At 39.6% G+C, this 23,294-nt stretch carries 25 protein-coding genes and 1 pseudogene; 4 read left to right on the plus strand and 22 right to left on the minus strand.

Going from position 1 to position 23,294, the window contains the following annotated elements:
• Nucleotides 1-83 precede the first annotated feature (83 nt).
• Nucleotides 84-1,439 (minus strand): radical SAM/SPASM domain-containing protein, encoded by a 1,356-nt coding sequence (locus QSH61_RS18710; protein WP_010607032.1) that lies wholly within the window; start codon nucleotides 1,437-1,439, stop codon nucleotides 84-86.
• Between the two features lie 1,073 nt (nucleotides 1,440-2,512).
• Between QSH61_RS18710 and QSH61_RS18715 the strand changes: the two genes are divergently transcribed.
• From QSH61_RS18715 to QSH61_RS18725, 4 genes and pseudogenes are all read left to right on the plus strand, one after another.
• The gene (locus QSH61_RS18715; protein ID WP_206473570.1) at nucleotides 2,513-2,683 is read left to right on the plus strand and encodes a hypothetical protein; all 171 of its coding nucleotides are present in this window, start codon (nucleotides 2,513-2,515) and stop codon (nucleotides 2,681-2,683) included.
• Between the two features lie 14 nt (nucleotides 2,684-2,697).
• Nucleotides 2,698-3,075: a hypothetical protein gene (locus QSH61_RS18720; protein WP_206473572.1), complete on the plus strand. Its 378-nt coding sequence runs from the start codon at nucleotides 2,698-2,700 to the stop codon at nucleotides 3,073-3,075.
• A gap of 777 nt (nucleotides 3,076-3,852) precedes the next feature.
• Nucleotides 3,853-4,002: pseudogene (locus tag QSH61_RS24355) on the plus strand (transposase); the annotation flags it as partial.
• Between the two features lie 127 nt (nucleotides 4,003-4,129).
• Nucleotides 4,130-4,522: a hypothetical protein gene (locus QSH61_RS18725; RefSeq protein WP_206473574.1), complete on the plus strand. Its 393-nt coding sequence runs from the start codon at nucleotides 4,130-4,132 to the stop codon at nucleotides 4,520-4,522.
• Nucleotides 4,523-4,651: 129 nt separating this feature from the next.
• Here the strand turns inward: QSH61_RS18725 and QSH61_RS18730 are convergent, their stop codons facing one another.
• The 21 genes from QSH61_RS18730 to QSH61_RS18830 all read right to left on the minus strand — a co-directional run bounded on the left by QSH61_RS18730 (nucleotide 4,652) and on the right by QSH61_RS18830 (nucleotide 23,286).
• Nucleotides 4,652-4,888 carry a hypothetical protein gene (locus QSH61_RS18730; protein WP_206473576.1) on the minus strand — a complete coding sequence of 79 codons (237 nt, stop codon included), beginning with the start codon at nucleotides 4,886-4,888 and terminating at the stop codon, nucleotides 4,652-4,654.
• Nucleotides 4,889-5,108: 220 nt separating this feature from the next.
• Entirely contained in the window at nucleotides 5,109-5,321 is a 213-nt protein-coding gene (locus QSH61_RS18735) for a hypothetical protein (RefSeq protein ID WP_088532201.1), read from the minus strand.
• A gap of 14 nt (nucleotides 5,322-5,335) precedes the next feature.
• The gene (locus QSH61_RS18740) at nucleotides 5,336-5,539 is read right to left on the minus strand and encodes a bacteriocin-like peptide (protein ID WP_088532202.1); all 204 of its coding nucleotides are present in this window, start codon (nucleotides 5,537-5,539) and stop codon (nucleotides 5,336-5,338) included.
• Nucleotides 5,540-6,438: 899 nt separating this feature from the next.
• Nucleotides 6,439-6,603, minus strand: a complete 165-nt coding sequence (locus QSH61_RS18745; RefSeq protein WP_206473578.1) for a hypothetical protein — start codon at nucleotides 6,601-6,603, stop codon at nucleotides 6,439-6,441.
• 608 nt (nucleotides 6,604-7,211) lie between these two features.
• Complete coding sequence (locus tag QSH61_RS18750) at nucleotides 7,212-7,379, minus strand: hypothetical protein (protein ID WP_167310196.1); 168 nt, start codon at nucleotides 7,377-7,379, stop codon at nucleotides 7,212-7,214.
• Nucleotides 7,380-7,436: 57 nt separating this feature from the next.
• On the minus strand, nucleotides 7,437-9,665 hold the full coding sequence (locus QSH61_RS18755) for a peptidase domain-containing ABC transporter (RefSeq protein WP_010604133.1): 2,229 nt from the start codon (nucleotides 9,663-9,665) through the stop codon (nucleotides 7,437-7,439).
• A complete protein-coding gene (locus QSH61_RS18760; protein ID WP_010604134.1) occupies nucleotides 9,665-10,909 on the minus strand; it encodes an HlyD family secretion protein in 1,245 nt (414 codons plus the stop codon). Before QSH61_RS18760 ends, QSH61_RS18755 begins: the two co-directional genes overlap by 1 nt.
• Nucleotides 10,909-11,253: a hypothetical protein gene (locus QSH61_RS18765; RefSeq protein ID WP_010604135.1), complete on the minus strand. Its 345-nt coding sequence runs from the start codon at nucleotides 11,251-11,253 to the stop codon at nucleotides 10,909-10,911. Before QSH61_RS18765 ends, QSH61_RS18760 begins: the two co-directional genes overlap by 1 nt.
• Before the next feature lie 165 nt (nucleotides 11,254-11,418).
• Nucleotides 11,419-11,931 (minus strand): hypothetical protein, encoded by a 513-nt coding sequence (locus tag QSH61_RS18770; RefSeq protein ID WP_211867378.1) that lies wholly within the window; start codon nucleotides 11,929-11,931, stop codon nucleotides 11,419-11,421.
• 18 nt (nucleotides 11,932-11,949) lie between these two features.
• Nucleotides 11,950-12,126 (minus strand): hypothetical protein, encoded by a 177-nt coding sequence (locus tag QSH61_RS18775; RefSeq protein WP_157782774.1) that lies wholly within the window; start codon nucleotides 12,124-12,126, stop codon nucleotides 11,950-11,952.
• A 217-nt stretch (nucleotides 12,127-12,343) separates the two neighbouring features.
• Nucleotides 12,344-14,431 (minus strand): winged helix-turn-helix domain-containing protein, encoded by a 2,088-nt coding sequence (locus tag QSH61_RS18780; RefSeq protein WP_206473581.1) that lies wholly within the window; start codon nucleotides 14,429-14,431, stop codon nucleotides 12,344-12,346.
• A gap of 700 nt (nucleotides 14,432-15,131) precedes the next feature.
• Nucleotides 15,132-15,548, minus strand: coding sequence for a F0F1 ATP synthase subunit epsilon (locus QSH61_RS18785; RefSeq protein WP_010604138.1), 417 nt, complete (start codon nucleotides 15,546-15,548; stop codon nucleotides 15,132-15,134).
• A 13-nt stretch (nucleotides 15,549-15,561) separates the two neighbouring features.
• Nucleotides 15,562-16,947, minus strand: coding sequence for a F0F1 ATP synthase subunit beta (gene atpD, locus QSH61_RS18790; RefSeq protein WP_206473583.1), 1,386 nt, complete (start codon nucleotides 16,945-16,947; stop codon nucleotides 15,562-15,564).
• A gap of 32 nt (nucleotides 16,948-16,979) precedes the next feature.
• Nucleotides 16,980-17,840, minus strand: coding sequence for a F0F1 ATP synthase subunit gamma (atpG, locus tag QSH61_RS18795; RefSeq protein WP_095729402.1), 861 nt, complete (start codon nucleotides 17,838-17,840; stop codon nucleotides 16,980-16,982).
• A gap of 52 nt (nucleotides 17,841-17,892) precedes the next feature.
• The gene (gene atpA / locus QSH61_RS18800) at nucleotides 17,893-19,434 is read right to left on the minus strand and encodes a F0F1 ATP synthase subunit alpha (protein WP_010376884.1); all 1,542 of its coding nucleotides are present in this window, start codon (nucleotides 19,432-19,434) and stop codon (nucleotides 17,893-17,895) included.
• A 14-nt stretch (nucleotides 19,435-19,448) separates the two neighbouring features.
• Nucleotides 19,449-19,982: a F0F1 ATP synthase subunit delta gene (gene atpH / locus QSH61_RS18805; protein ID WP_010604141.1), complete on the minus strand. Its 534-nt coding sequence runs from the start codon at nucleotides 19,980-19,982 to the stop codon at nucleotides 19,449-19,451.
• A 16-nt stretch (nucleotides 19,983-19,998) separates the two neighbouring features.
• The gene (atpF, locus tag QSH61_RS18810; protein WP_010604142.1) at nucleotides 19,999-20,469 is read right to left on the minus strand and encodes a F0F1 ATP synthase subunit B; all 471 of its coding nucleotides are present in this window, start codon (nucleotides 20,467-20,469) and stop codon (nucleotides 19,999-20,001) included.
• Between the two features lie 42 nt (nucleotides 20,470-20,511).
• On the minus strand, nucleotides 20,512-20,745 hold the full coding sequence (gene atpE / locus QSH61_RS18815; protein ID WP_010604143.1) for a F0F1 ATP synthase subunit C: 234 nt from the start codon (nucleotides 20,743-20,745) through the stop codon (nucleotides 20,512-20,514).
• Between the two features lie 59 nt (nucleotides 20,746-20,804).
• On the minus strand, nucleotides 20,805-21,662 hold the full coding sequence (gene atpB / locus QSH61_RS18820) for a F0F1 ATP synthase subunit A (RefSeq protein WP_010604144.1): 858 nt from the start codon (nucleotides 21,660-21,662) through the stop codon (nucleotides 20,805-20,807).
• 15 nt (nucleotides 21,663-21,677) lie between these two features.
• Entirely contained in the window at nucleotides 21,678-22,058 is a 381-nt protein-coding gene (locus QSH61_RS18825; protein ID WP_010604145.1) for an ATP synthase subunit I, read from the minus strand.
• A 289-nt stretch (nucleotides 22,059-22,347) separates the two neighbouring features.
• The gene (locus QSH61_RS18830) at nucleotides 22,348-23,286 is read right to left on the minus strand and encodes a ParB/RepB/Spo0J family partition protein (RefSeq protein ID WP_206473585.1); all 939 of its coding nucleotides are present in this window, start codon (nucleotides 23,284-23,286) and stop codon (nucleotides 22,348-22,350) included.
• Nucleotides 23,287-23,294 lie beyond the last annotated feature (8 nt).

Below are 23,294 nucleotides of genomic sequence, written 5' to 3' on the forward strand. Positions count from 1 at the left end.
GAGTATACTTTGCGGTAAACCGCTAAGTTTTGGTGCCTCTATCATTTACACCTAGAAGTCTGCCGCCACAGACTTTTATTCACTCACACAGCTTTAGCTAAACCTAACGCTCTGTATTGATGAATTGCATTTAATTTCTCGCTATTTAATCGCTCTCTCAGATTAGAGTCTGTCGCCAACCAAGAAGGAGGAAAATTTATACCCTGAATAGTGAAGCGATTTACGTTGTCATTAGATGTCGCGGAGATTGATTCTTCATAGATTTCAAATACACCGTGATCAAACGGGATACCTGAAGCCGCAACGCGCTGCTGAAAGCGCTCACGTAAACCGCTGGCGGCTAAAGTTAATGCTCGATGATGGCAATAAGGATTATTTCCTCGCTTTCCAAAAAATACATGAGCAGTCCAATTGCAACCAGCTCGGCACAGTTTCGCGTATTTACATCCCTTACAATTACCCCACAAATGTGCAATCGACGCATCGTCCATTTCTTGACTATTAAAATTCAGTTCTGGTGCATTTTCATAAATATCCTTCAATGTACGTTCCCTGATGTTACCCCCTGTATATTCTTCGCTCGGCAATGATGGACATCCCTTGATCTTACCATCAGCTTCAATGCCGATAGCTCCTTGTCCCGCAACGCAACCGGTATAAAACGAGTACTTACTCTCTTGCATAAAAGTCCCTCTAAGCAAACGTTCATAAGGACCAAAATAACCAACATTATTACCAGGTTGAATTATGAGATCGTCTTTTCTGCCACGAACTGACAGCAACCCCAATAATGGATACAGATCGAGTAATTCATAAGGCTGCATCAACATCTCATTATTATCAGCCGCATTCCCCATTGGCACGGCCAATTGGATTCGCCAGTTTTTGACGCCGACATCAATTAATTTTTCGTACAATAAAGGAAGGTCCTTTGCGCTTTTTCTTGTTACTGTAGTATTTACTCCAGTATGTACTCCCAAATCTTTAAATTGAGATAATGTGGTGAAGCATTGGCTCCACGAATCAGACTTGCCACGAATACTGTTATGCTCATCTTCAAGACCATCAATAGAAACTGAGACTGCTTCAATGCCCGCTTGAGCCATGCGCTTTGCGGTTCCTCTGGAAATGCCGTAACCTCCAGTCGTCATGGTGACTCTCATACCTTTATTTTTTATTTCTGACGCAATCATCAACCAATCAGGACGTAGATAAGCTTCGCCACCTATTAAGGTCACTTCCTTTACGCCTAGATCAGCCATCTGTTTGATTAAATCAAACGCTTCCGTAGTCGACAGCTCATCAGCTCGTTTATCACCCGCACGAGAACCACAATGACTACAGGCTAAGTTACACTTTAAGGTAATTTCCCACACAGCATAGGTGCTCCGATCATACTCTCGAACCTTCACACCAGCGTTTTCTAATGTATTTGTCATGCCTTATGCCCCATTTCAAACACGCCAAATGTCATAGCGTCTCAAACTTAGGTCCAATCATGTCAGTCAAAAATTTGTAAGGCAAATTACAATAAATAAATTTATTGTTTAAAAACAAAAAGATAAAAATAGCTTCTCAAAAAATAAGAGTTTGATAAAAATTAGCGGGATTTTTAGCTCTGTTTTCATTAAGTAATAATGAAGCAGGTTAACGCTTGAGAGATTAAGCACTCGAATTCAGATGATGGTATACGACCTCTGATGAAGCGGTTAAAAAGCAAACTGCTTACAGGTAATCCCACGGTGGGATCACATCATCTTTCAACAATGCATTGAGTAAAAGCGATTTGTCAGAAAGCAAGCAACAAAATAATGGGTGCAGCCGTGAATAAGTGCATATTACTTATGCATTAAGCGCTGATAAATTACTAAAGAAACCAAACAGAAATGGCCAGAGCTTGCTGACTTAGTTGCAATTGATGGGCAAACAACAAGAATTGATACACACTTTTATCTATCCCCGTCCCTGAAGATGCGCAAATAATGCAACAAGAAGAAATTCTCCACCATTGGTACATAGAAAGTCAGCAACATTAGGTGCTAGGCTTGACGACGAATTCAGAGAGAAACTCTTCTAGAGTTAGTTTTGTTAAAAAATATGCTCTCACCTCAAGTAATCAATGCTAGAGAAGCGTTCTAACAATGTATCAACTTGCATAAATAGTCTGTCTACCTCAAGAACATCCTAAAAATCAAAACCTTACATGAAGACAGGTTCTTAATCTTGTCCAGTGTCTAAATAAAACTCTTTGCTTATGCGCCATTCCTCTTTTTTGTTTATTCTAATGAAACGACACAGATTGCTAAACAACATCTTACTAGATGCTTATAGAATATTACTTTTTGATATTTTTTCCTCTAAACCAATGAATTTATTACTTTCATTTAATTTCTTAAAATTTGATTTTTTATTGTTTTTATAATTTTCAGAGGCGAGCTGAACTCCCTCTAGAACAAGTCATCTTCTTTGGCGGAAGTGATGACTAATTATAATATCAATAAAAGGTAATGAAATGGAAAACATGATTGAGCTAAATGCAGCAGAAATGGCAGAGGTAAATGGTGGGGTAGCGTTTATAATTCCTCCAATGGTTGGTTTTGCTTTTAAAGTAACTGGAATTAGTCTGGGTACTATCGGCGGCTCTCTTGCGGTTTACTCTGCATATCGTACAATTTTCTATTAATTAAGGAATTAAAAATGCAAGAATTAAGCATTCAAAGTATTCAAAGCATTCAAAGTATTCAAAGTATTCAAAGTATTCAAAGTATTCAAAGTATTCAAAGTATTCAAAGTATTCAAAGTATTCAAAGTATTCAAAGTATTCAAAGTATTCAAAGTATTCAAAGTATTCAAAGTATTCAAAGTATTCAAAGTATTCAAAGTATTCAAAGTATTCAAAGTATTCAAAGTATTCAAAGTATTCAAGAAGTGAATGGTGGCTCGAGCTACCGTTATGCAAGAGCGTTCGGAAGAATCGCAGGTAGAAATCTAGCCAGAGGTATACTGATTGGTGGTCATGTTGGTCTTGTTTTGGGCCTTGGTATGATTGCATATGATCTGTATCATATGGAATAACCTTTGATGAGGCTGAATTCAGCCTCATTTTTCTAGATAACGTAGTAGAGAGAATAGAATGAATAACATCCTAGAAAAGCCATATAAGTTTTCATTATCTATATTATTACTTATATTAATCCCTTTTTTATTTCATCTTAAATTAGATGCTGCCAGCATCCTAGCATTACTTAGCTTCATATCAAGCTTTCTCATTATAAATTCAATATTTATGAACCGCATTGTGCATTTTAAGATCGCAGAATGGATAATTTACATCATGATCTCGTTATTTTATTTGCCTATGATGGATAAGTTTCCTGCATTTTTTATTTTTTGCATGGTTGTTTCTATCTATATCCTAAAAGTAGCTATATCAAAAATAAATGACGAAGAAGGGTGAACCTCTAACTTTATAATGATCAATTCCAACTACGCACTTTCCATTTATAATTTTCAAACTTGTTGGACTGATAATGTACCCATACGACCTCACAGCGAGATTATGAAAGTTTTATTATGTTCATCCTTAAACCAATTGAATTACTTGAAGATCTAAACGATCTTACTACCCTCAAATTGCAGATTTTTTGAATCACACAACCAAAACATCGCAATTTAAGTGTAAAAATGACACCAGAATCAACTAGGCACACACCACAAAAACACCCGTTTTAATTCAAGCTTCTTGATATCGTTTCATCGCATCATGAGCTGGCAAAACTCATTGATTAGCAGCGCTTAGAGAGCGGATTTAAACAGCGCTATGGCGATAAAGGCGCTGACGCCAAGCCTGTCCCCCTTCTAGCGGGCCTCGAATACCTGAAACAAATTCACAAATTGTCTGACGAAAACACGGTGGTCATGTGGTGCGAAAACCCGTATTGGCAATATTTTTGTGGCATGCAATTTTTCACTCATGAGCGCCTTGCTGCCCAAGTTCAATGACACACTTTCGCAAGCGAATTGGCGAAGATGGGGTTGAATTGAGCTTTCGTTAACTGTTGATACTGGTCTTAAAAGTAATACCATCAAGCCTGTAAGCTTACGAAAGGTGGTTGTAGACAGCACCGTCATGGAGAAAAATATAGCCCACCCAACGGACAGTAAACTACTAGAAAAATGCCGTGATAAACTGGTTGGTTTCGCTAAGCAAGCCGGTATTCGGCTTAGGCAAAGTTATGAACGAATTGGCCCTAGGACCGCGCAAAAAGTAGCGGGCTATGCCCATGCTAAGCAATTTAAACGCATGATGAAAAAACAGAAAAACTATCTCATACGGGTGATGAAAGACATCTTGAGGAAAATCACCGGGCAGCCAAGTCAGGAGTTTATCCATACTCTACAACAGGCCGATCGGCTGTTAAAGCAAGAAAAACGAGTAAAAACAAACTCTATAGCCTACATGGGCCGGGTGTTGAATGTGTCGCCAAGAAAAATTAATGAGGAGTTGAAGCGATCTAAGTAGATGTATGAAAATATTATGCCTGCTAAGATAAATAGCCAGCTAGAGCGATATCATAGTTCCAAAGAGGTAATCGTTATTTTTTACAATTATTGAATAAAAAAACCTCCACCCACAACCAATATAAAAAGTTCAACTAAAACTAATAGTCACAAAAAACCCTTTTTCAACTAAGGTATTATCCAACTCACTATTTTTAACTTCACTTTTAATACCAAAAAAGTAATCAACATAAATATCTGCAACCGCACCTTTAAATTCTATATTAACTTTTCTATCAGAAACATCTAAAGATTTTATTTCTCTACACTTAAACTTCCTAACAAAAGGAAATGTATAACAATATAGCTCCTTATTTTTTACTTTCATAGGGACTCTCCCCCTATAAAATACAAACAAGAATATAAAAATGAAAAGAAACAATTGAACAGAGTAATTGATGATACTACTATCCGAAACTGAAAGCCTCAAAATTGGTATTAAGAAAATTGTTAATGTTATTAATAAATTACACAAGAAAAAGCTCAAATTTCTACCCCTACATAAATTTATAAACGTTGGGGCTTATTAAGCCCCAACACTCAGCTTTTTAGTAGCAAGCATAAGCACCGACGATCATGCCAAATGAACCGCCTAGCGTGCTACCACCAACAACACCTGGACCAGCTCCAAAACCAAAACCGCCAAAGAATCCAGCAGCACCACCAACAGCACCACCAAGAAGCGCGCCACCAGTAGCAAATCTACCCATGCAGTCGCCGCCTGAAACTTCTTTACACTCGTTAAGTTTAATTTCTAACATTATCATTTTCCCTATTATTTAAGACAAACAGCAGTGCCAAAAGTTACACCGATATTGAATCCCCACATAGCTCCGCCGGCCATACCAACTGGGCCTGAGATACCACCGCCAATAAAGCCACCAAGAGTACCTAAGGCACCAAAGCCAGTAACACATGCAGCCTCAGCAAACCCAGCACCTTTAACTTCAATGATCTGATTTTTATTAATTTCTTTCATCTTTCTTCTCGCATTAATTAAAACTTAAATTTCCAGCTACCAATTCCGCCAAAGCAGGTAGCCCTTAAAAAGGAGAGAATTAAATATTCAACTCAAATCGAACTTTAGACATAAAAAATAAACAAGTCAAATTATAAAAATATAATTTAACCTTTAAAAACATAAACATAGGTTAAAACTGTAAATTGGTAACATTTAAATAATAAAAAATCAGTAATAAGATACCAGCCGTACCTATAAAGGGTTAGAAAAATCTCCTAAGAACTCTTTGAAACTCTAGATATTCAACTTTTGGAATTTTTCACGATGACCTTTATTACAGTGACACACTGTCGGAATATTAAAAATTCATAGACAAAGTGTCTGATATAGAAATTTGAGGTAAACGAAAATAAGGTGACATAAATATGGTGAGTTGTATCTTATATCTATTAAAATTTAAGATAGAGTCATACATCGGGCAGCCAATGAGGTTTAAGTCATTTTAAAGTAAAACCTGAGTTGCAAACAGGATCGAGGAACCTCCGAAACAGCTAAGGAATTGTAGGAATAATAAGATATTTAATATCAGTTACTGAAAACTCGTGGGGAAATATTAAGGTAAAAGTAAATAGGTGAGCGCTTAGTTATGACTGGGAGTTCTAAAATTTCCCAACGATCTACGATGGCATTCAATGTATAGAACGCTTGCTCAGGTGCTATTTATTTTTTCATTGTATGAGTGAAAATTTACGGTCCAACAGAAAAGCCAATTATTAACCAATACAACTTCAACACTGAATAAGAAAGCTAAGAACATAAATAGCTAAATAATCAATAAATTTTTTAAAGCCACGGCTAGAAAAATTAAAAAATTGTCACGTCCATAAAACATGGACATGACAAATAAAAAGATATTTTTATAGCAATGGATCTGAACCATCGTTTTCACGAACTAGAACAGGAGTCGGATTTTTTGAATAGTCGATGAAAGCATCGATCGCTTTCCCACCTAAGTATCCAACTACAAAATTCCAGTAACCACCATTAACTTCCTGAATTTGTTTTTTATTAATTTCTTTCATTTTCATCTCACTTTTAAATTTTAAATTATTTCGCCACCATGAAACCTAAGTAGCATTTCGATATAAGAGCAAATCAAAAAATTACCCTGCAACAAAATTTAATTTAAAATAAAACGACAGTCAAACATAGGGTTGAAAAATAAAACCTTATAAAACAACAAGAAGTAGAAATATAATAAATACATAACCTTTAACACCTCTACTTAACAAATAAAACCATTAAAAAACACAAAAAAGCATAAGAACCGTAATTTTATTATTGTAAACATTAAGAAAAAATAAAAAGACAACAAAGACATTGGAAATCTAATAGCAAAATAAAATCACAACCATTAAAAGATTAACAACTTATAAAACAGTCAACCCAATTTTTTTTCATTAAACAAAAACTTCAAAACAAAAAAAGAAACAGCATAACAAAACGAATAAAGAGAAACATCTAAAAACAACAACCAGAAATTAAAATCATCACTAAAAAAAGAAACCTCCCAATTAAAATATGACACAACTAAAACATACATAATCGCTGATACCACTATCAACATTTCAAACTCCAAAAGTTCATCAATAGTAAATAAAACCCCATAAAAGGGGTTTTTAGTTTCATCTTAAAAATAAGTCGTGATATCGATAGGCCCTAAGCATGGGTCTGAAGGATAAAACGGCCCTTGATACCTTGGCGCTGTTGTAGGCAGGGAAGTACTGCCGCCATAAATTTTTTCTAATTGATATGTTAATTCAATCATTTCTCGTACCTTTTGATTAGTTTTGTTCATTTTATTTTCCTTATTACCTCAAGCTCCCGAGTGAGAGTGATTACTCGAAATCGTTTACTAGCTCAGAACAAATTCTCCACCAGCAGAAGTATCTGTATAAGGCTCATTTTCAATATTTAACTTACACACAGGTGCTTGTGTTGATTCACCCATAGGCATTTTCCTAGCCTCATAAATATCCTTATCCACCTCAACAGCTTCACCATATCGAAGCTCGATCACACGATCAGCACTGGCTATGGTTTCAGGGCGGTGAGCGATAATGATACGAGTTATATCTAAAGACTTAACTGCAGTATTAACTGCATATTCAAGCTTGGTATCAAGATTACTCGTAGCCTCATCCATAAATAAAATTTTAGGTTTGCGATATAACGCACGAGCTAATAGTAGGCGCTGAATTTGACCACCAGATAGTGCAGCTCCCATGTCACCAACCAGCGTGTTATAACCCATAGTCATATTAGCAATATCTTTATCTATAGCTGCAACCTGAGCAGCCCACTCTACTTGCTTCATATCTAACTGCGGATCAAAAAATGAGATGTTATCGGCTATTGATCCAGATAGTAGCTGATCATCTTGCATAACTCCGGCTATTTGAGAGCGATAGCTACCTAAACCTAATTGACGAATATCTTGATTATCAACCAATACCTTTCCATCATCAGGCTCAAAAAGTCCAAGCATAATTTTTGCGAGCGTTGTTTTACCACAACCAGAAGGGCCTATTATTGCAACAGATTCACCAGCTTCAATTTGCAAATTAAGTGATTTAAAAATAGGTGCGTCTTTTTGATTATATTTATAGGCAATATTTTGTAGCTCAATCTTTCCCGTTAATGGAGAGCCTGATATTTTTCGCTCAATATCTTGTTCTTTATCTGTGAGTGTAATATCACCTAAGCGATTGAAGTGCAGGTTCAGCATTTTAAATTCAATGGCTTTCTCAACAAGACCTGCCATTTTTTCTACGAACTGTCTTTTATATGCCATAAAGGCAAATAACATCCCTACCGTTAGGTCGCCATCCATCACTAATAAAGCAGCAAAATAGATAACCAGTACGTTTTCAACGCCAAAAATAACTTTATTTACTGCTTCATACCCGATATTTAAATGTCCAACGCGTATACCTGCGTTCAGACTATCCGCATATTTATTATGCCAAACACTTTGTCTTTGTACTTCACGACCAAATAGCTTTATCGTTTGTATTCCGCGAATGGTTTCCATGAAGTTAGATTGCTCTTTTGCAGAATTCACAATGACTTCTTCCGACATTTGCCTCAATGGTCGGTACATTGCAATTCTGAAAATGGCATATAACACAATGGCAACTAGCACTACGAAGCTCAATTTGGGGCTGTAAATAAAAATCATCACTAGTGTGGCAATTGCCATAATACCATCGATGATAACTTCAATTACTCCCTGAGTTAGTAGGTCTTTCACTTGTTGTAATGAGCCAAAACGCGAAACCACATCACCAATATGGCGCTTTTCAAAGTACTTTAAAGGTAAGCGTATTAAATGATAAAACAGGTTGGAGCCAAGCTGTATACTCATCAAGTTTCCAAAGTGTAATAGCAAAACACTCCGAACGGCACCAGTTATCATTTCAATTAGCATAAGAAGGCCAAAGCCTATCGCCAATATCGCGAGTAAGTTCTTGTCGTAGCTGAGCACAACTTCGTCGACAACTAACTGCATATAGTAAGGACTTGCAATCGCGAACGCCTGGAGTAATACCGATAAAATAAACACTTTACCAAGTGTTGATTTCATCCCAGTCACCTTGCTCCAAAAGTCAGATAACTTCAAGTTTACTCTCGTATCCTCAGAGCGAAACTCCTCTGTTGGATTTAGCTCTAAAGCAACACCAGTAAAATGCTTAGAAAACTCGCTTAATGTATATTTTCGTAAACCAACTCCAGGGTCATGTATTTCGACTCCGCGACTTGAAACTTTTTTTAATACCACAAAGTGGTTCATATCCCAATGTAAAATGCAGGGGGTCTTGAGCTTAGGTAGATGCTCTAAGTCTAGCCGTAGTGCTCTTGTGCTAAACTTTAACTTATCAGCAATCTGCATCAACTCTTCTAAATTTGCTCCTTTGAGCGATATTTCGTGTTCACGTCTAAGCGAAGTAAGATCGGTTTTATGACCATGGTATGCCGCTACCATAGCTAAGCTAGCTAAACCACATTCAGCGGCTTCAGTTTGCAAGATCACAGGTAGACGCTTATTGCCACTAAATCTCAATAAATGCATAGGATTTTCCATTACAACGCTCCTTTGATGCTGTAAATTGGTTCAAATAACCACTCAAATAATGAGCGACTATCAACCATAATGTCGGCTTCTAGTAACATTCCAGCTTGGAGCGGAACTGTCGCGCCATAGGCATTAGCAGACTGAGATTTAAGACTTACAACTACTTGATATACCGGTTCTCGCAAAGATACAGGGGCATTTGCTTCATTAGGTAATAAAATTGATTTAGAAACTGTATTAATATGCCCTTCATATATGCCAAAGCGCTGATATGGAAATGCTTGGTAACGGATCCGAGTAAGCTGCTCGGGTTTTACAAAGCCATAAGCTCTCGTTGGCACAAACAAAATAGCCTCCAACTCCGCATTATGCGGCAAGACAGTCATTATGGGAGTTTGTCCATTTGCAACCATCCCCGGTTTAACAAGTAGATTGCTAACTTTGCCATCCATTTGGCTCAGTATATTGTAGCTCTGCTGGCCTTGTGCTTGTCTGATTTGTTGGTTGATACTTGCGAGTTGTGACTGAAGGCTTACTTGTTTTTCTCGATGATCTATAGGTAACTGCGCTAGCTCATATTGAAGTTGACTCATCTGTTCTCTTTGACTGGATAGCCGCGACAACAGCTCTTCTTGCTGCTGAGTAATTGCTAATAAGTTGTCTTTTTGAGTCTTTAAGTCATTACCTGAGGCAAACCCCTTTGTGATAAGTGCTTCTGTATTTTTGACTCGTTCATCGCTAAGCGCTACTCGCTCGGATAGTAGTCGTAACTGGTTTTTAGCCTTTTCTAGCTGAATTGATAAACTTGCGATCTGAGACTCAAGTTTATCCTGATTCATATCTCTCAATTTTATTTGATTCGCAAGATTTTCTTGCAATAGCTGCTTTTGCTTTTCCAACTCAGTGACAATCGCGGCATTCATGTCTGCACCAGAAGTCAGTACCCGCTCCATACGAATCGTTGCGAGCACTTCACCTTTCTTAACAGACTGACCTTCTTCTACCAGAACCCTATCAACTACCCCTGTGCCGAGCGGATAAATTTTGCTAACCCCCTGAGTTGGTCTCAGGTAACCAGAAACCACTTCTTTTCTGTGGTACTCTCCTAGGAATAAATAAGCGCAACCTATAACTACGATAAGTACAATTACACCTAGTATCCAGTTGAATGACATATGAGTCGCGAGGGTAACTTCACCATCTAGTTTATGCCCTTGATGTAATAACGCTTCTTTTCTGAATAAGTCAGACATTATGCCACCTTATTGTCAGGCAACGCTGCAGAGTTAAAAATTCTCCATTCGTCGTTATCACGCGTCATCATGTGAACGTTGCTTGATACCTGAACAACTTCATTACCTTCAATTGTCGCTTCAAACCTTAAGCTATCTCGCACAATTAATAGGTCAGGTTGCTTTGAGATAAGCTCTACACCTTGTAATGAAAGTTTGAACTTAAATTGCTGTCTCATACCAGAAAACTGCTGATAATTTGCTTCAATAAGTGGAGAGTTACTACAATAAAATTGCGCTAAGTTATCTAACTCACCATTACATATTAGTTCGTAGTAATTATTAAAGTATTCTTCTAACGTCATTTTTAGTGCCTATTCAAACTAATAAAGTGGTTTGATAATGCCTATAGTTCACTTACATTTCAAACAAGCAAAAAAATAAAAATAACCATAACTAACAACAAGTTGAATCAAAGCATTATGAAAGGATATGGATATTATTTGATAATATTAGGGTTGTTTTGAAGGCTAGTCGGCAGACGTATTACATGGTGTAAGCGCTAAATAAACCGGTTTTCCACTTAAGCTTGAGTGCATGTTTATTTCATCTTCACTTGATTTCCAAAAAAATATATTCGATCGAGTGTGATAAAACTGAACCGCAAAACCAGTACTTTCATCATCTGTACAAATAAAATAATCTACAGAGATGTCAGGGTACGTATTGGACTGTTCAAATATCATGTACCCGTAACTTGCATTGGGTGTGATCTTGAGTATTCTCTTGCCAGTAGTGAGTTGAGGCGTATCTTTAAGCGCGTACTGTATGATTCCGCTGGAGTGTGAAAAGAAAGGCTTAAAATGGCTATCAGTCGAGAGGTACTCAAATAGTACCTCTTCCTTATGAACGGGTCCTTGTTCAATTTGATTGCGTATTGACTTCACTCCCCCTCCGGCCAAAATGTATTCCACTGGCTGAGGGATAAAAGTTAACTCTTTAATAAGTATAACATTGGTTAAAAGCCAAACAGCACGCATCAATCGAGCGACCCTTTTAGCTTACATAAAATGCTTTGTGGTTTTATCGTCCATACCACAGGCCATGCTATCCTGATTACACATCACGCTGTAGGTCAATAGCTCCTTTACTATTTCATTAGTACCAGCACCATTAACGCTAGATGCTTGTGATTTAGTTAGTTGCTTTAGTTGCTTTTTTTTAATTGAAAGTTTCATTTTTTTATTCCGTTTTATTGTAGAGCAAGGTCTAGCATAGCGATAAATCAAAAACTTGCTATTAGCAAAACCTTAGGAAAGCTAATTTGAATATTAGGATAAGTATCTCAATAAGTTTGACTGGATAAATTAGATCCCCTAGACTAAGTTTTCCTTATTACATCTGCATTTCTCGCATATGTACCAGCCCGAGGCACCGCCATGCTCTCGGGCTTTTTTATTTGTTCTCAAAGACCGTGATTGCATTTTGCTTACGTGTGATAGCAAAAGTTAGATAACTGCCATCATTATCGATTAGCCTCATATTTAACAGATTTCCTTGTTCACTAGGATCGTAGGACTTTAGTTCATTTTGCGATAAAGCTTCGGGGTCAAACTCCATTAGCTTTTTACCGTCAAAGTAAATTAACTCTGCTCCAAATAATGTAAAGTTGGGGAAAAATGGTTCAACGTAGGTGCTTTGCCCAGTAAATGCTCCCTCTTCGAGATCGTATAGCCGTACCTCTCTGAAAAAATTCTGCGTAATACACTTTGACTCTGTAAAGCAGGTAAACCAAAGAACATCTCTTATCGGCAGTAGGCGTTGCTTTCCAGTCATACTGTCTATAAGAAGCGCTCTATTTATCTTGCCCTTTTGTACCACTACAGCTATCTGAGAATCATTAGACGCTTCAATCTCAACCACTTTCTCATCAAATGAGAATTCATTGACTAACTTACCAGTGAGGTCAAACACCTTGATATCTTTATCTAATCTTATATAAATCAATGAATTACTTTTATTCACCTTAACCCGATAAGCAAACTCATCTAACTGTACTTGGCGAATAACACGGCCTTGCTTGTCTAAAAAACTAAGTAAATGCTCATTAATATGATCAACATTGGAAATAACAACAAATTGATCCATATTTTCCAATGCAGCGGCATCTCTGGCCCCTGTAATATCCAGCTGCTTGACAAGATCTTTTGAATACAGTGTAGTTACCACTTCAAAGTCTTTTTGTTGCGCCAAATATTTATCTTTTGCTACACGCCAAATATTCCTATACTCGACTGATGAGTTATTTTTGATGTTCTCAACTTCAACTCCCTGATCGATGTCAAATGCTTTGACACTTTGGGACAGTAAATCAAACCAATATAACTGGTTATCAACAATCGTAAAGTTGTTTACGACTCCTGTAATGGTTGCTACCTGGACTAGGTTACTGCCTTCAACATCGGTATAAAAAACTTCTGTAAACTCACTTTGCATCCGTTTGAAATACACTCGTCCGTTACTGGAGTCATAATGCAGTAATTGATCGCCAAATGAACTTGCGTTTGGAGAAGATATTCTAAACTCAAGCTCTCTTTTTCTATCGAAAATATAAAGTGCAGCAGTATGGCTCTTTTCACGAAAGCCTAGCTTGTCGTAGAGTAGATAACGATTATCAACTTCTAATAGGTTGCGAATTTGCTTATCACATCCCATTACTTTTTGCGCATCAGTTTCCTTCAAATAATCAATACGCCATATGGCACAAGCACCATCTGCAGTGTTCTCTCTGTAGAATAGGTGCGAAAGAGAAGTAGAAAAACCTAAAGGCTCTACACTGCTGTCAGGAAAAGTAAATTTCTTTGCATCATCGTGTTTCATCGAACGAACAACAATAGATTTACTCGTGTCAGATTCCGACAAATAAGCATAATAATTGCTGTCAGGGTGCAATATTAAATAACTGTAATATGCCTCTTGCCAAGTGATAGCTCGCTCCTCAAAACTATCAAATGAATGCTCTTTAAAAGCGCTGAGCGCTTGATTCTCATTTTTTTTAGCGGGGAGGAAATAAAGCATTGATAGCGTGATTGCTACAACAAGAAGCATTAAGCCAATTAGTATTGTGGAGTAATTTTTTTTAGATTTTTTAGTGGGTGGTGGGGTTACTTCTGGATTACTAGATTGGCCGCCATCTTCAAAAAGAACAATTTCTCTATCTACCGCTAAGCTATAACCTTTACGGTAGTGAGTCTTAATAATAACGCCTTTGAACTTTTCTGACTTTAGCAGTTTTCTGAGTTCAGAGATCGCTCTATTTATTGCGTTATCATCAACATAATGCTGACACCAAACGTCATCAATTAAGTCTTGTCTAGTTATAATTTGATCGATGTTAAGTAACAAATAGCAAAGAATCTTATAAAGCAGTGGCTCTAATTCTCTACTTTCGTCACCATCAGTGATTGTTTGCTTTTTGGGATCTAAAGTCCATTGAGCAAACTTAACAAATTGGACTGTTCTAGTGAAATTTACTTCTTTCATCACTTTTCCGTGCTTTACCTCATCCATGAAGCCTGCGAGTTTCCATTATCGAGAAGACAATACCTATTCTAAGATAACAAAGTTATTTTTCAATAAATACGAACAATTAAAGTAGCATAAAATATAACTTTACCAACCACATTTAACCTAAAACTTAACGTTAAAAACAATAAGTTCAAGGAAATACGCTCACTTATACCCATTACAAATACAAAAGACAATATCGAACCATTATTTCTTTTTTATCATGTAAAAAATGTTATTTTTCCTGGATATTTCAAAGTTCAGAGTACCAATAAAAAATAGAATATAAAAACAGAAAGTTACAGCCCATTCTATATAAAAAGAAGCAAGTGATGCTGTTCAATGCTTGAACAACTCTCGATACCTATTTGCATCGATGCATGCATAACAAATCTTCCTAGTATGGGAATGTCTATAAAGCTTTACACGTTGTCAGCTAGAAATAGTGTGAAGAAATAACTTAGCAGATCCGCTCTCACACCCGACTACTACCTCAGTATCTACGTACCGCAAGGCAAAATTAAGCCATTTAATTGATTTAAATGGCATGGTATATCCGCCCTAAAATTTAATGCAATGGCTCTAATAGCTAGATAGCAAGCCCTTAGCTCTTTACCTGTACGCATAAAAAAACCCACGCGATGCGTGGGTTTCCAATAACCAGATAGGTGGTTGCTTATTTGCGCAGCTGGCGAATAACGCGTAGTTGAGCAAGGGCTTCTTCTAGTTGTACTGCAGCTTGTTGGTAATCCAACTCACCGCTAGTACCAGAAGCCATTTGCGCTTGCGCTTCACGTTTAGCTTCTTCAGCAGCTTGCTCGTCAAGCTCTTCCGCACGAATAGCAACGTCCGCTAGAACAGTTACTGTTTGTGGTTGAACTTCAAGCGTACCGCCTGCAACGTAGATAACTTCTTCTGAGCTATCCGCTTTAACCAAACGTACCATACCAGGTTTTAGGCCAGTCAGTAGTGGCGCGTGGCCTGGATGAATACCAAGCTCGCCTTCACTACCTGTCACTTGGATAGTAGTCACAGCGCCAGAGAACAAGCTCTGCTCTGCACTTACTACATCAAGGTGTACTGTCATTGCCATAACAACCTCCTAATTACATGTTTTTAGCTTTATCAACTGCTTCGTCGATTGAGCCAACCATGTAGAATGCCTGCTCAGGCATATCATCGAAATCACCGTTTAGGATGCCCTTAAAGCCAGAGATTGTGTCTTTAAGAGATACGTATTTACCAGGTGCACCTGTAAATACCTCAGCAACGAAGAACGGCTGAGATAGGAAACGCTGGATCTTACGTGCACGAGATACAACTTGCTTATCTTCGTCAGATAGCTCGTCCATACCTAGAATTGCGATGATGTCTTTCAGCTCTTTATAACGCTGTAAAACTGTTTGAACGCCACGTGCAGTGTCGTAGTGCTCTTGACCGATAACTTGTGGGTCAAGCTGACGTGAAGTTGAATCTAGAGGGTCTACCGCAGGGTAGATACCTAGAGACGCGATATCACGAGAAAGTACTACTGTCGCATCTAAGTGAGCAAACGTTGTTGCTGGAGATGGGTCAGTCAAGTCATCCGCAGGTACGTATACCGCTTGGATTGAAGTGATTGAACCTGTCTTAGTTGATGCGATACGCTCCTGTAGAACACCCATTTCTTCAGCTAGTGTAGGCTGGTAACCTACTGCTGAAGGCATACGACCTAGAAGTGCTGATACTTCAGTACCTGCTAGTGTATAACGGTAGATGTTATCTACGAAGAATAGTACGTCACGACCTTCGTCACGGAACTTCTCAGCCATTGTTAGACCAGTTAGTGCAACACGTAGACGGTTACCCGGTGGCTCGTTCATCTGACCATATACTAGTGATACTTTGTCTAGTACGTTTGAGTCATTCATCTCATGGTAGAAGTCATTACCCTCACGAGTACGCTCACCAACACCTGCGAATACTGAGTAACCGCTGTGCTCGATTGCGATGTTACGGATAAGTTCCATCATGTTTACGGTTTTACCTACACCCGCACCACCGAATAGACCAACTTTACCACCTTTAGCGAATGGACATACAAGGTCGATAACCTTGATACCAGTCTCTAGAAGTTCAACTGAGTTGCTCTGCTCTTCGTATGATGGTGCTGCACGGTGAATAGACCAACGCTCTTCTTCACCGATAGGACCCGCTTCGTCAATCGCGTCACCAAGTACGTTCATGATACGACCAAGTGTTGCTGTACCAACTGGAACCTTAATTGGCTCAGCTGTACCTTGTACTGGAGTACCACGACGTAGACCGTCAGTACTACCTAGTGCGATACCACGTACCACACCGCCACCTAGCTGCTGTTGCACTTCTAGTGTCAAACCAGCTAAGTCGCCTTCTGTAACTTTTAGTGCGTCATATACGGCTGGCACGTTGTCTTGTGGAAACTCGATGTCCACAACGGCGCCGATAATTTGGACGACCTTACCTAAACTCATGTCTATTCCTCTTATTAAACTTTGCCGAAGCGTTACACGGCAGCCGAACCGCTCACAATCTCACTGATTTCTTGTGTGATTGCGGCTTGACGTGCCTTGTTGTATACCAGCTGTAGCTCATCAATCAGGCCACCTGCGTTATCAGTTGCGGCTTTCATCGCAACCATACGGGCAGCTTGCTCAGAGGCAGCATTCTCAACTACGCCTTGGTAAACCTGAGACTCAATAAAGCGCACAATTAGTGTCTCTAAAATCGCCTCTGGGCTTGGCTCATATAAGTAATCCCAAGCGTGAGCTGATACTTCTTCTTCAGCTTTTGGCAAAGGTAATAACTGATCGATAACAGGCTCTTGTTTCATTGTGTTGACAAACTTGTTGTACACAACGAATAAGCGGTCAATTTTGCCTTCTTCGTATGCATCTAGCATTACTTTTACAGGACCAATTACGTCCTGTATTGAAGGTGTATCTCCCAGCCCTGCCTTTTTGGCTTCAAGCGAACCACCAAAACGTTTAAAGAAACCAGCAGCTTTGCTACCTAGTGTTGCGAACGACGCCTCAACACCCTTTTCTTTCCACGTTTTCACGTCTTTCGCTACACGCTTAAACTCGTTTGAGTTTAAGCCACCACAAAGACCACGGTCTGTAGAGATAACGATATAACCAACTCGTTTCACATCACGTTCTTCTAGGAACGGGTGATGGAAATCAAGATTAGCCTGAGCAACACGACCGATCACTTTGCGTAAGTTTTCAGCGTATGGACGACTAGACGCTACGCGTTCTTGTGCCTTCTTCATTTTAGAAGCGGCAACCATCTCCATTGCGCTGGTGATCTTTTGAGTATTCTTGATACTCCCGATCTTGCTTTTTATCTCTTTTCCGCTGGCCATGACTCTCTCTCCGAATCTCGGTGAGTAGTTACCTACTCACCTTAATAACACATTACCAAGTTTGCGTAGACTTGAACTTCTCAAGAAGCTCTTTAAGCTGCGCTTCGATCTCGGCGTTGTAGTTACCAGTTTCATTGATTTGAGCCATTAGCTCTGCGTACTCGCTCTTAGCAAACGCGATTAGGCTTGCTTCGAAATCAAGGATCTTGTTGATTTCGATATCTTTTAGGAAGCCTTTCTCTACTGCAAATAGCGATAATGACATATCAGCAACAGACATCGGTGCGTACTGTTTCTGCTTCATTAGCTCTGTTACACGCTCACCGTGTTCAAGCTGTGCACGTGTTGCATCATCAAGGTCAGAAGCGAACTGAGAGAACGCCGCTAGTTCACGGTACTGAGCTAGCGCTAGACGGATACCACCACCTAGTTTCTTAACAATCTTAGTTTGAGCTGCACCACCTACACGAGATACCGAGATACCAGCGTTAACCGCTGGACGGATACCTGCGTTGAACAAGTCAGTTTCTAAGAAGATCTGACCGTCAGTGATTGAGATAACGTTGGTAGGTACGAATGCAGAAACGTCACCACCTTGAGTTTCAATGATTGGCAATGCCGTCAATGAACCTGTTTTACCTTTCACTTCACCATTTGTGAACTTCTCAACGTAGTCAGCGTTTACACGAGACGCACGCTCTAGAAGACGTGAGTGAAGATAGAAAACGTCACCAGGGTATGCTTCACGGCCTGGTGGACGCTTAAGTAGTAGTGAGATTTGACGGTAAGCAACAGCTTGCTTAGACAAATCATCATATACGATTAGTGCATCTTCACCGCGGTCACGGAAGTATTCACCCATAGTACAACCAGAGAACGGCGCTAGGAATTGTAGCGCTGCAGATTCTGATGCAGAAGCAACTACTACGATAGTGTTTGCAAGCGCACCGTGCTCTTCTAGTTTACGTACTACGTTAGCAATTGTTGACGCTTTTTGACCAACCGCTACGTACACACACTTAACGCCTGTGTCTTTTTGGTTGATGATAGCATCGATTGCTAGTGCTGTTTTACCAGTCTGACGGTCACCGATCACAAGCTCACGCTGACCACGACCAACTGGGATCATCGCATCGATAGACTTATAACCAGTTTGTACTGGCTCATCTACTGATTGACGCTCGATTACGCCAGGTGCGATTTTTTCAACTGGTTCAAAACCATCGTTATCAACAGCGCCTTTACCGTCGATTGGCTCACCTAGCGTGTTAACAACACGACCTAGTAGACCACGGCCTACTGGTACTTCAAGGATACGACCAGTTGATTTAACTTTTACGCCTTCTTTAAGGTCAGCGTATGGACCCATTACTACAGCACCTACTGAGTCACGCTCAAGGTTTAGTGCGATAGCATAACGGTTGCCAGGAAGCTCGATCATCTCACCCTGCATACAGTCAGCAAGACCGTGGATACGGATGATACCGTCGGTAACAGATACGATAGTACCTTCGTTACGCGCTTCACTTACAACTTCAAACTGCTCAATGCGTTGCTTGATCAGTGCAGAAATTTCTGTGGAATTAAGTTGCATGCTCTTTTTCCCAATTACGATTGTAGCGACGTCGCAAGACGATCTAACTTGCCGCGAACAGAACCGTCGATTACGGTGTCACCGGCTTTAATCACTAGGCCACTTACAATGGCTTCGTCGATGCTACAATTCAGCTTAACTTTGCGTGCGAAACGTTTCTCAAGTGCCGCGACCAATTTTGCTTGCGTATCATCTGCAAGCACTGTTGCTGAAACCACATCTACTTCGATTTCTTTGTCATAGTCTGCTTTTAATTCTGCAAACAATTCTGCAACAGCTGGGATGGCGGCTAAACGCTCATTTTCGGCCATCAGCTTGATAAGATTTTGACCTTGTTCGTTGAGTTGCTCAGCACATAACTTGATAATGATTTCAGACTGCTGTGATTCAGTAGCGATGCTACCAAGTAGCGCCTGAACCTGTTCGTCGCTGGTAACTTGACCAGCGAAGAACAGCATTTCATTCCAAGCTTCAACTGTGCCTTTTTCAACGGCAAGTTCAAAAGCTGCTTTAGCGTATGGGCGAGCGATAGTAGTCAATTCAGACATGCTCATACCCTCCTACTTAAAGCTCAGCGACAAGTTTTTCAACGATGTCACTGTGTGTGGCTTGATTGATTTCACGCTCTAAAATCTTCTCAGCACCTGCGATAGAAAGTGCAGCGACTTGTGAACGCAGCTCTTCTTTCACACGGTTGCGCTCAGACTCAATTTCAGAGTGTCCCTGAGCAATGATTTTTTCACGCTCTTGCTGACCACGAGTAGTCTCTTCGTCAACAATTAGCGCAGCACGCTTCTTAGCTTGTTCGATGATTTCAGCCGCTTGTGCTTTCGCTTCTTTCAACTGTTCAGCACCTTGTGCACGTACGCGCCCAAGTTCTTTCTCAGCTTCATCAGATGCCGCTAAACCATCTTCAATTTTCTTCTGGCGAGCTTCAATTGCATCATTTAGCGGTGGCCATACATATTTCATACAGAAAAGTACGAATACCGTAAACGCAATTAATTCACCGATTAGAGTGAGGTTAATATCCACAACCACTCCTCCTTAAAATAGTAAACTGTTCAAAAATTAGAATTAAAGTACGAACAGGATTACCATTGCGATACCAACACCGATCATTGCTACAGCATCGATTAGACCAGCAAGGATGAACATTTTAACCTGTAGTGAAGGCGCAAGCTCAGGTTGACGAGCACAAGCTTCAAGGAATTTACCACCCATGTTACCGAAACCGATAGCTGTACCGATTGCACCAAAGCCGATTAGTAGAGCAACAGCGATAAACTTAAGGCCTAATACTAGTTCCATTTTTTTCTCCAAAGTTTCAATTGTAAATTAAAGTTAAAGTTAATTTTTTAAAAAATCTGTTAGTGGTTGTCTGAGCTTGCCATGCTTAGGTATACGATTGTCAGCATCATAAATACGAACGCTTGCAATACGATGACCAAAATATGGAATACCGCCCAAATAAAGTGCAGTGGTAACTGCATTAAACCAATCGTACCGATCAAGATGAAAATCAATTCACCCGCGTATAAGTTACCGAACAAACGCAGTGCCAATGAGAATGGCTTTGCAACAAGAGCAATGGTTTCAAGTAACAAGTTACACGGAATCAAGAACAACATACCAATCTTGTTCTTAGTACTAAACGGATGAAGTGTTAGCTCAGCAATAAAGCCACCGATACCTTTGATTTTGATTGAATAACCGATCATCAAAATAAACACACCGATAGCTAGTGCTGCGGTCATGTTCACGTCAGTGGTTGGTACAATTTTCATGTACACATCGTGTGAATCCATACCAAACGCTTGCTCACCAACAAAGCCGGCAAAAGCAGGTAAGAAATCAACAGGAATTAAGTCCATTAAGTTCATTAAGAACACCCAAACAAAGATAGTTAGGGCTAAAGGAGCGATCAGTGCGCTTTTGCCATGATACGTATCACGTACGTTGTTACCAACGAATTCAACGATCATCTCGATAAAGCACTGGAACTTACCAGGAACGCCTATAGTGGATTTTTTAGCGGCACTTCGGAAGATCCATAAGAAAATAAGACCTAAACCGATTGACCATGCGAGGGTATCTATATTCCATGCCCAGAAACCACTGTCCGCACATGCTTTATTGAAGGCAAGACCGGCATCGGTCGAGCACATCTTGGCATTGGTCAAGTGGTGCTGAATATGGCTCGATATAGTAACTTCTTCTGCAGCCATGTTTTATCCCAAAAGTTAATGATTAAAAAAAATCAGGACCAACCATTGTGTCAGCATCACGAGCATATACGCGCCAAAGAAAGGCAGCATCATTACTGAAAAATGCTTAAAAATCAGTGCAAAGAGCACAACAGTTAGCAAAAATTTTAATCCATTTCCTCGTTTTATCGAGGAATATACTTGATTTGCTTTGCTTGCACCCATAAATCGAAAGGCGTAAGCAGCAAATACAAAATTAGGGAGTACCAACACAGCGCCGCCAGCTAATGCTGAAACTCCGGCTTGTACTCCCCAACCTATAAAAACGATTACTGCAGCGACTAATGCTACGATACCCTGAATCAAAACACCTTGTAATGCGGCTCGCCTGTATGGACGGGCTAACGAATGAGTCACTTTATATTAACCTTAATGACGTTAAATTTTATCAGGGTATGAAAACTGGCGAAATTATACTTGTTTCTGCTTAATTTGCAACTTGACGAGGCGAAATGTGACGTTTTTTGGACGCCAAATAGGTCAAAATTTGTTAGGGAGGAAGGCTTAAATTAAAGCCTGTACAAGAGTGGCTATTTTTCCATCAAAGTTCTTAGTATTCTCGCTATTTCGCAGCATATCGGTGAGGAAATAGCGGCGCAAAATAAAGCACCGCATTCACGTATTAGTCAATTAGTTAAGTTTACCGTTATTCAGCTTCACTCATTTCAGAGTTAATACGCCCCAAAATACCATCAAGCTCATCCAAACTAGCATAGGAAATAACCAGTTTACCTTTGCCTTTTTGGTTATAGTTGATCTCAACTTTTGCGCCTAAGTTTTCCTGCAATTGCTGTTCAAGCAGCTTCACATCAGGATCTTTTTGCTTCGCTTCTTTTTTCTCAACAGGCTCTAAAATGGTGCGAACCAGTTTTTCGGTTTCTCTTACGGTTAATCCTTTGGCCACAGCAGTTCTTGCTGCTTCAGATTGCGCTTCACCAGTTAGGGCAAGTAAACAACGAGCATGACCCATTTCTATGTCGCCATGTTCCAACAAGATTTTTACATCATCGTTGAGATTGTTGAGACGAAGTAAATTGGTGACCGTTGTACGCGATTTACCCACCGCATCAGCAACCTGCTGATGCGTGAGTTCAAATTCATTAAGCAATCGATCTAGAGCAATTGCTTCTTCCATCGCATTGAGGTCTTCACGCTGAATGTTTTCAATAAGGGCAATAGCAACAGCCGCTTCATCCGGCACATCTTTGATTAAACAAGGAACGGTATCTTGCTTTGCCAGTTGTGCCGCACGCCAACGTCTCTCACCGGCAATAATTTCAAAGCTTTGCGTGGTAACTTTACGCACCACAATAGGCTGTAAAATCCCCTGTGAACGGATCGAACTCGCCAGTTCCTCAAGTGCCTGTTCAGACATATCTTTACGCGGCTGATATTTACCCGGCTTTAGCCACTCAATAGGTAATTGTTGTAACTCTTGTTCAACCACCGATTCGGCAGGTGCTTCACTGACTGTTGCAACCGCTTCTTGTTGATTAGGCACAGGTGCCGCAGCACTTGGATTAGGTTTAGCTGAGCTGAGTAGGGCATCCAACCCTCGGCCTAAACCACGTTTTTTAACCGACATGTTCTTTT

This window comes from Pseudoalteromonas sp. JC3, from assembly GCF_030291895.1.
Lineage (GTDB): Bacteria > Pseudomonadota > Gammaproteobacteria > Enterobacterales > Alteromonadaceae > Pseudoalteromonas.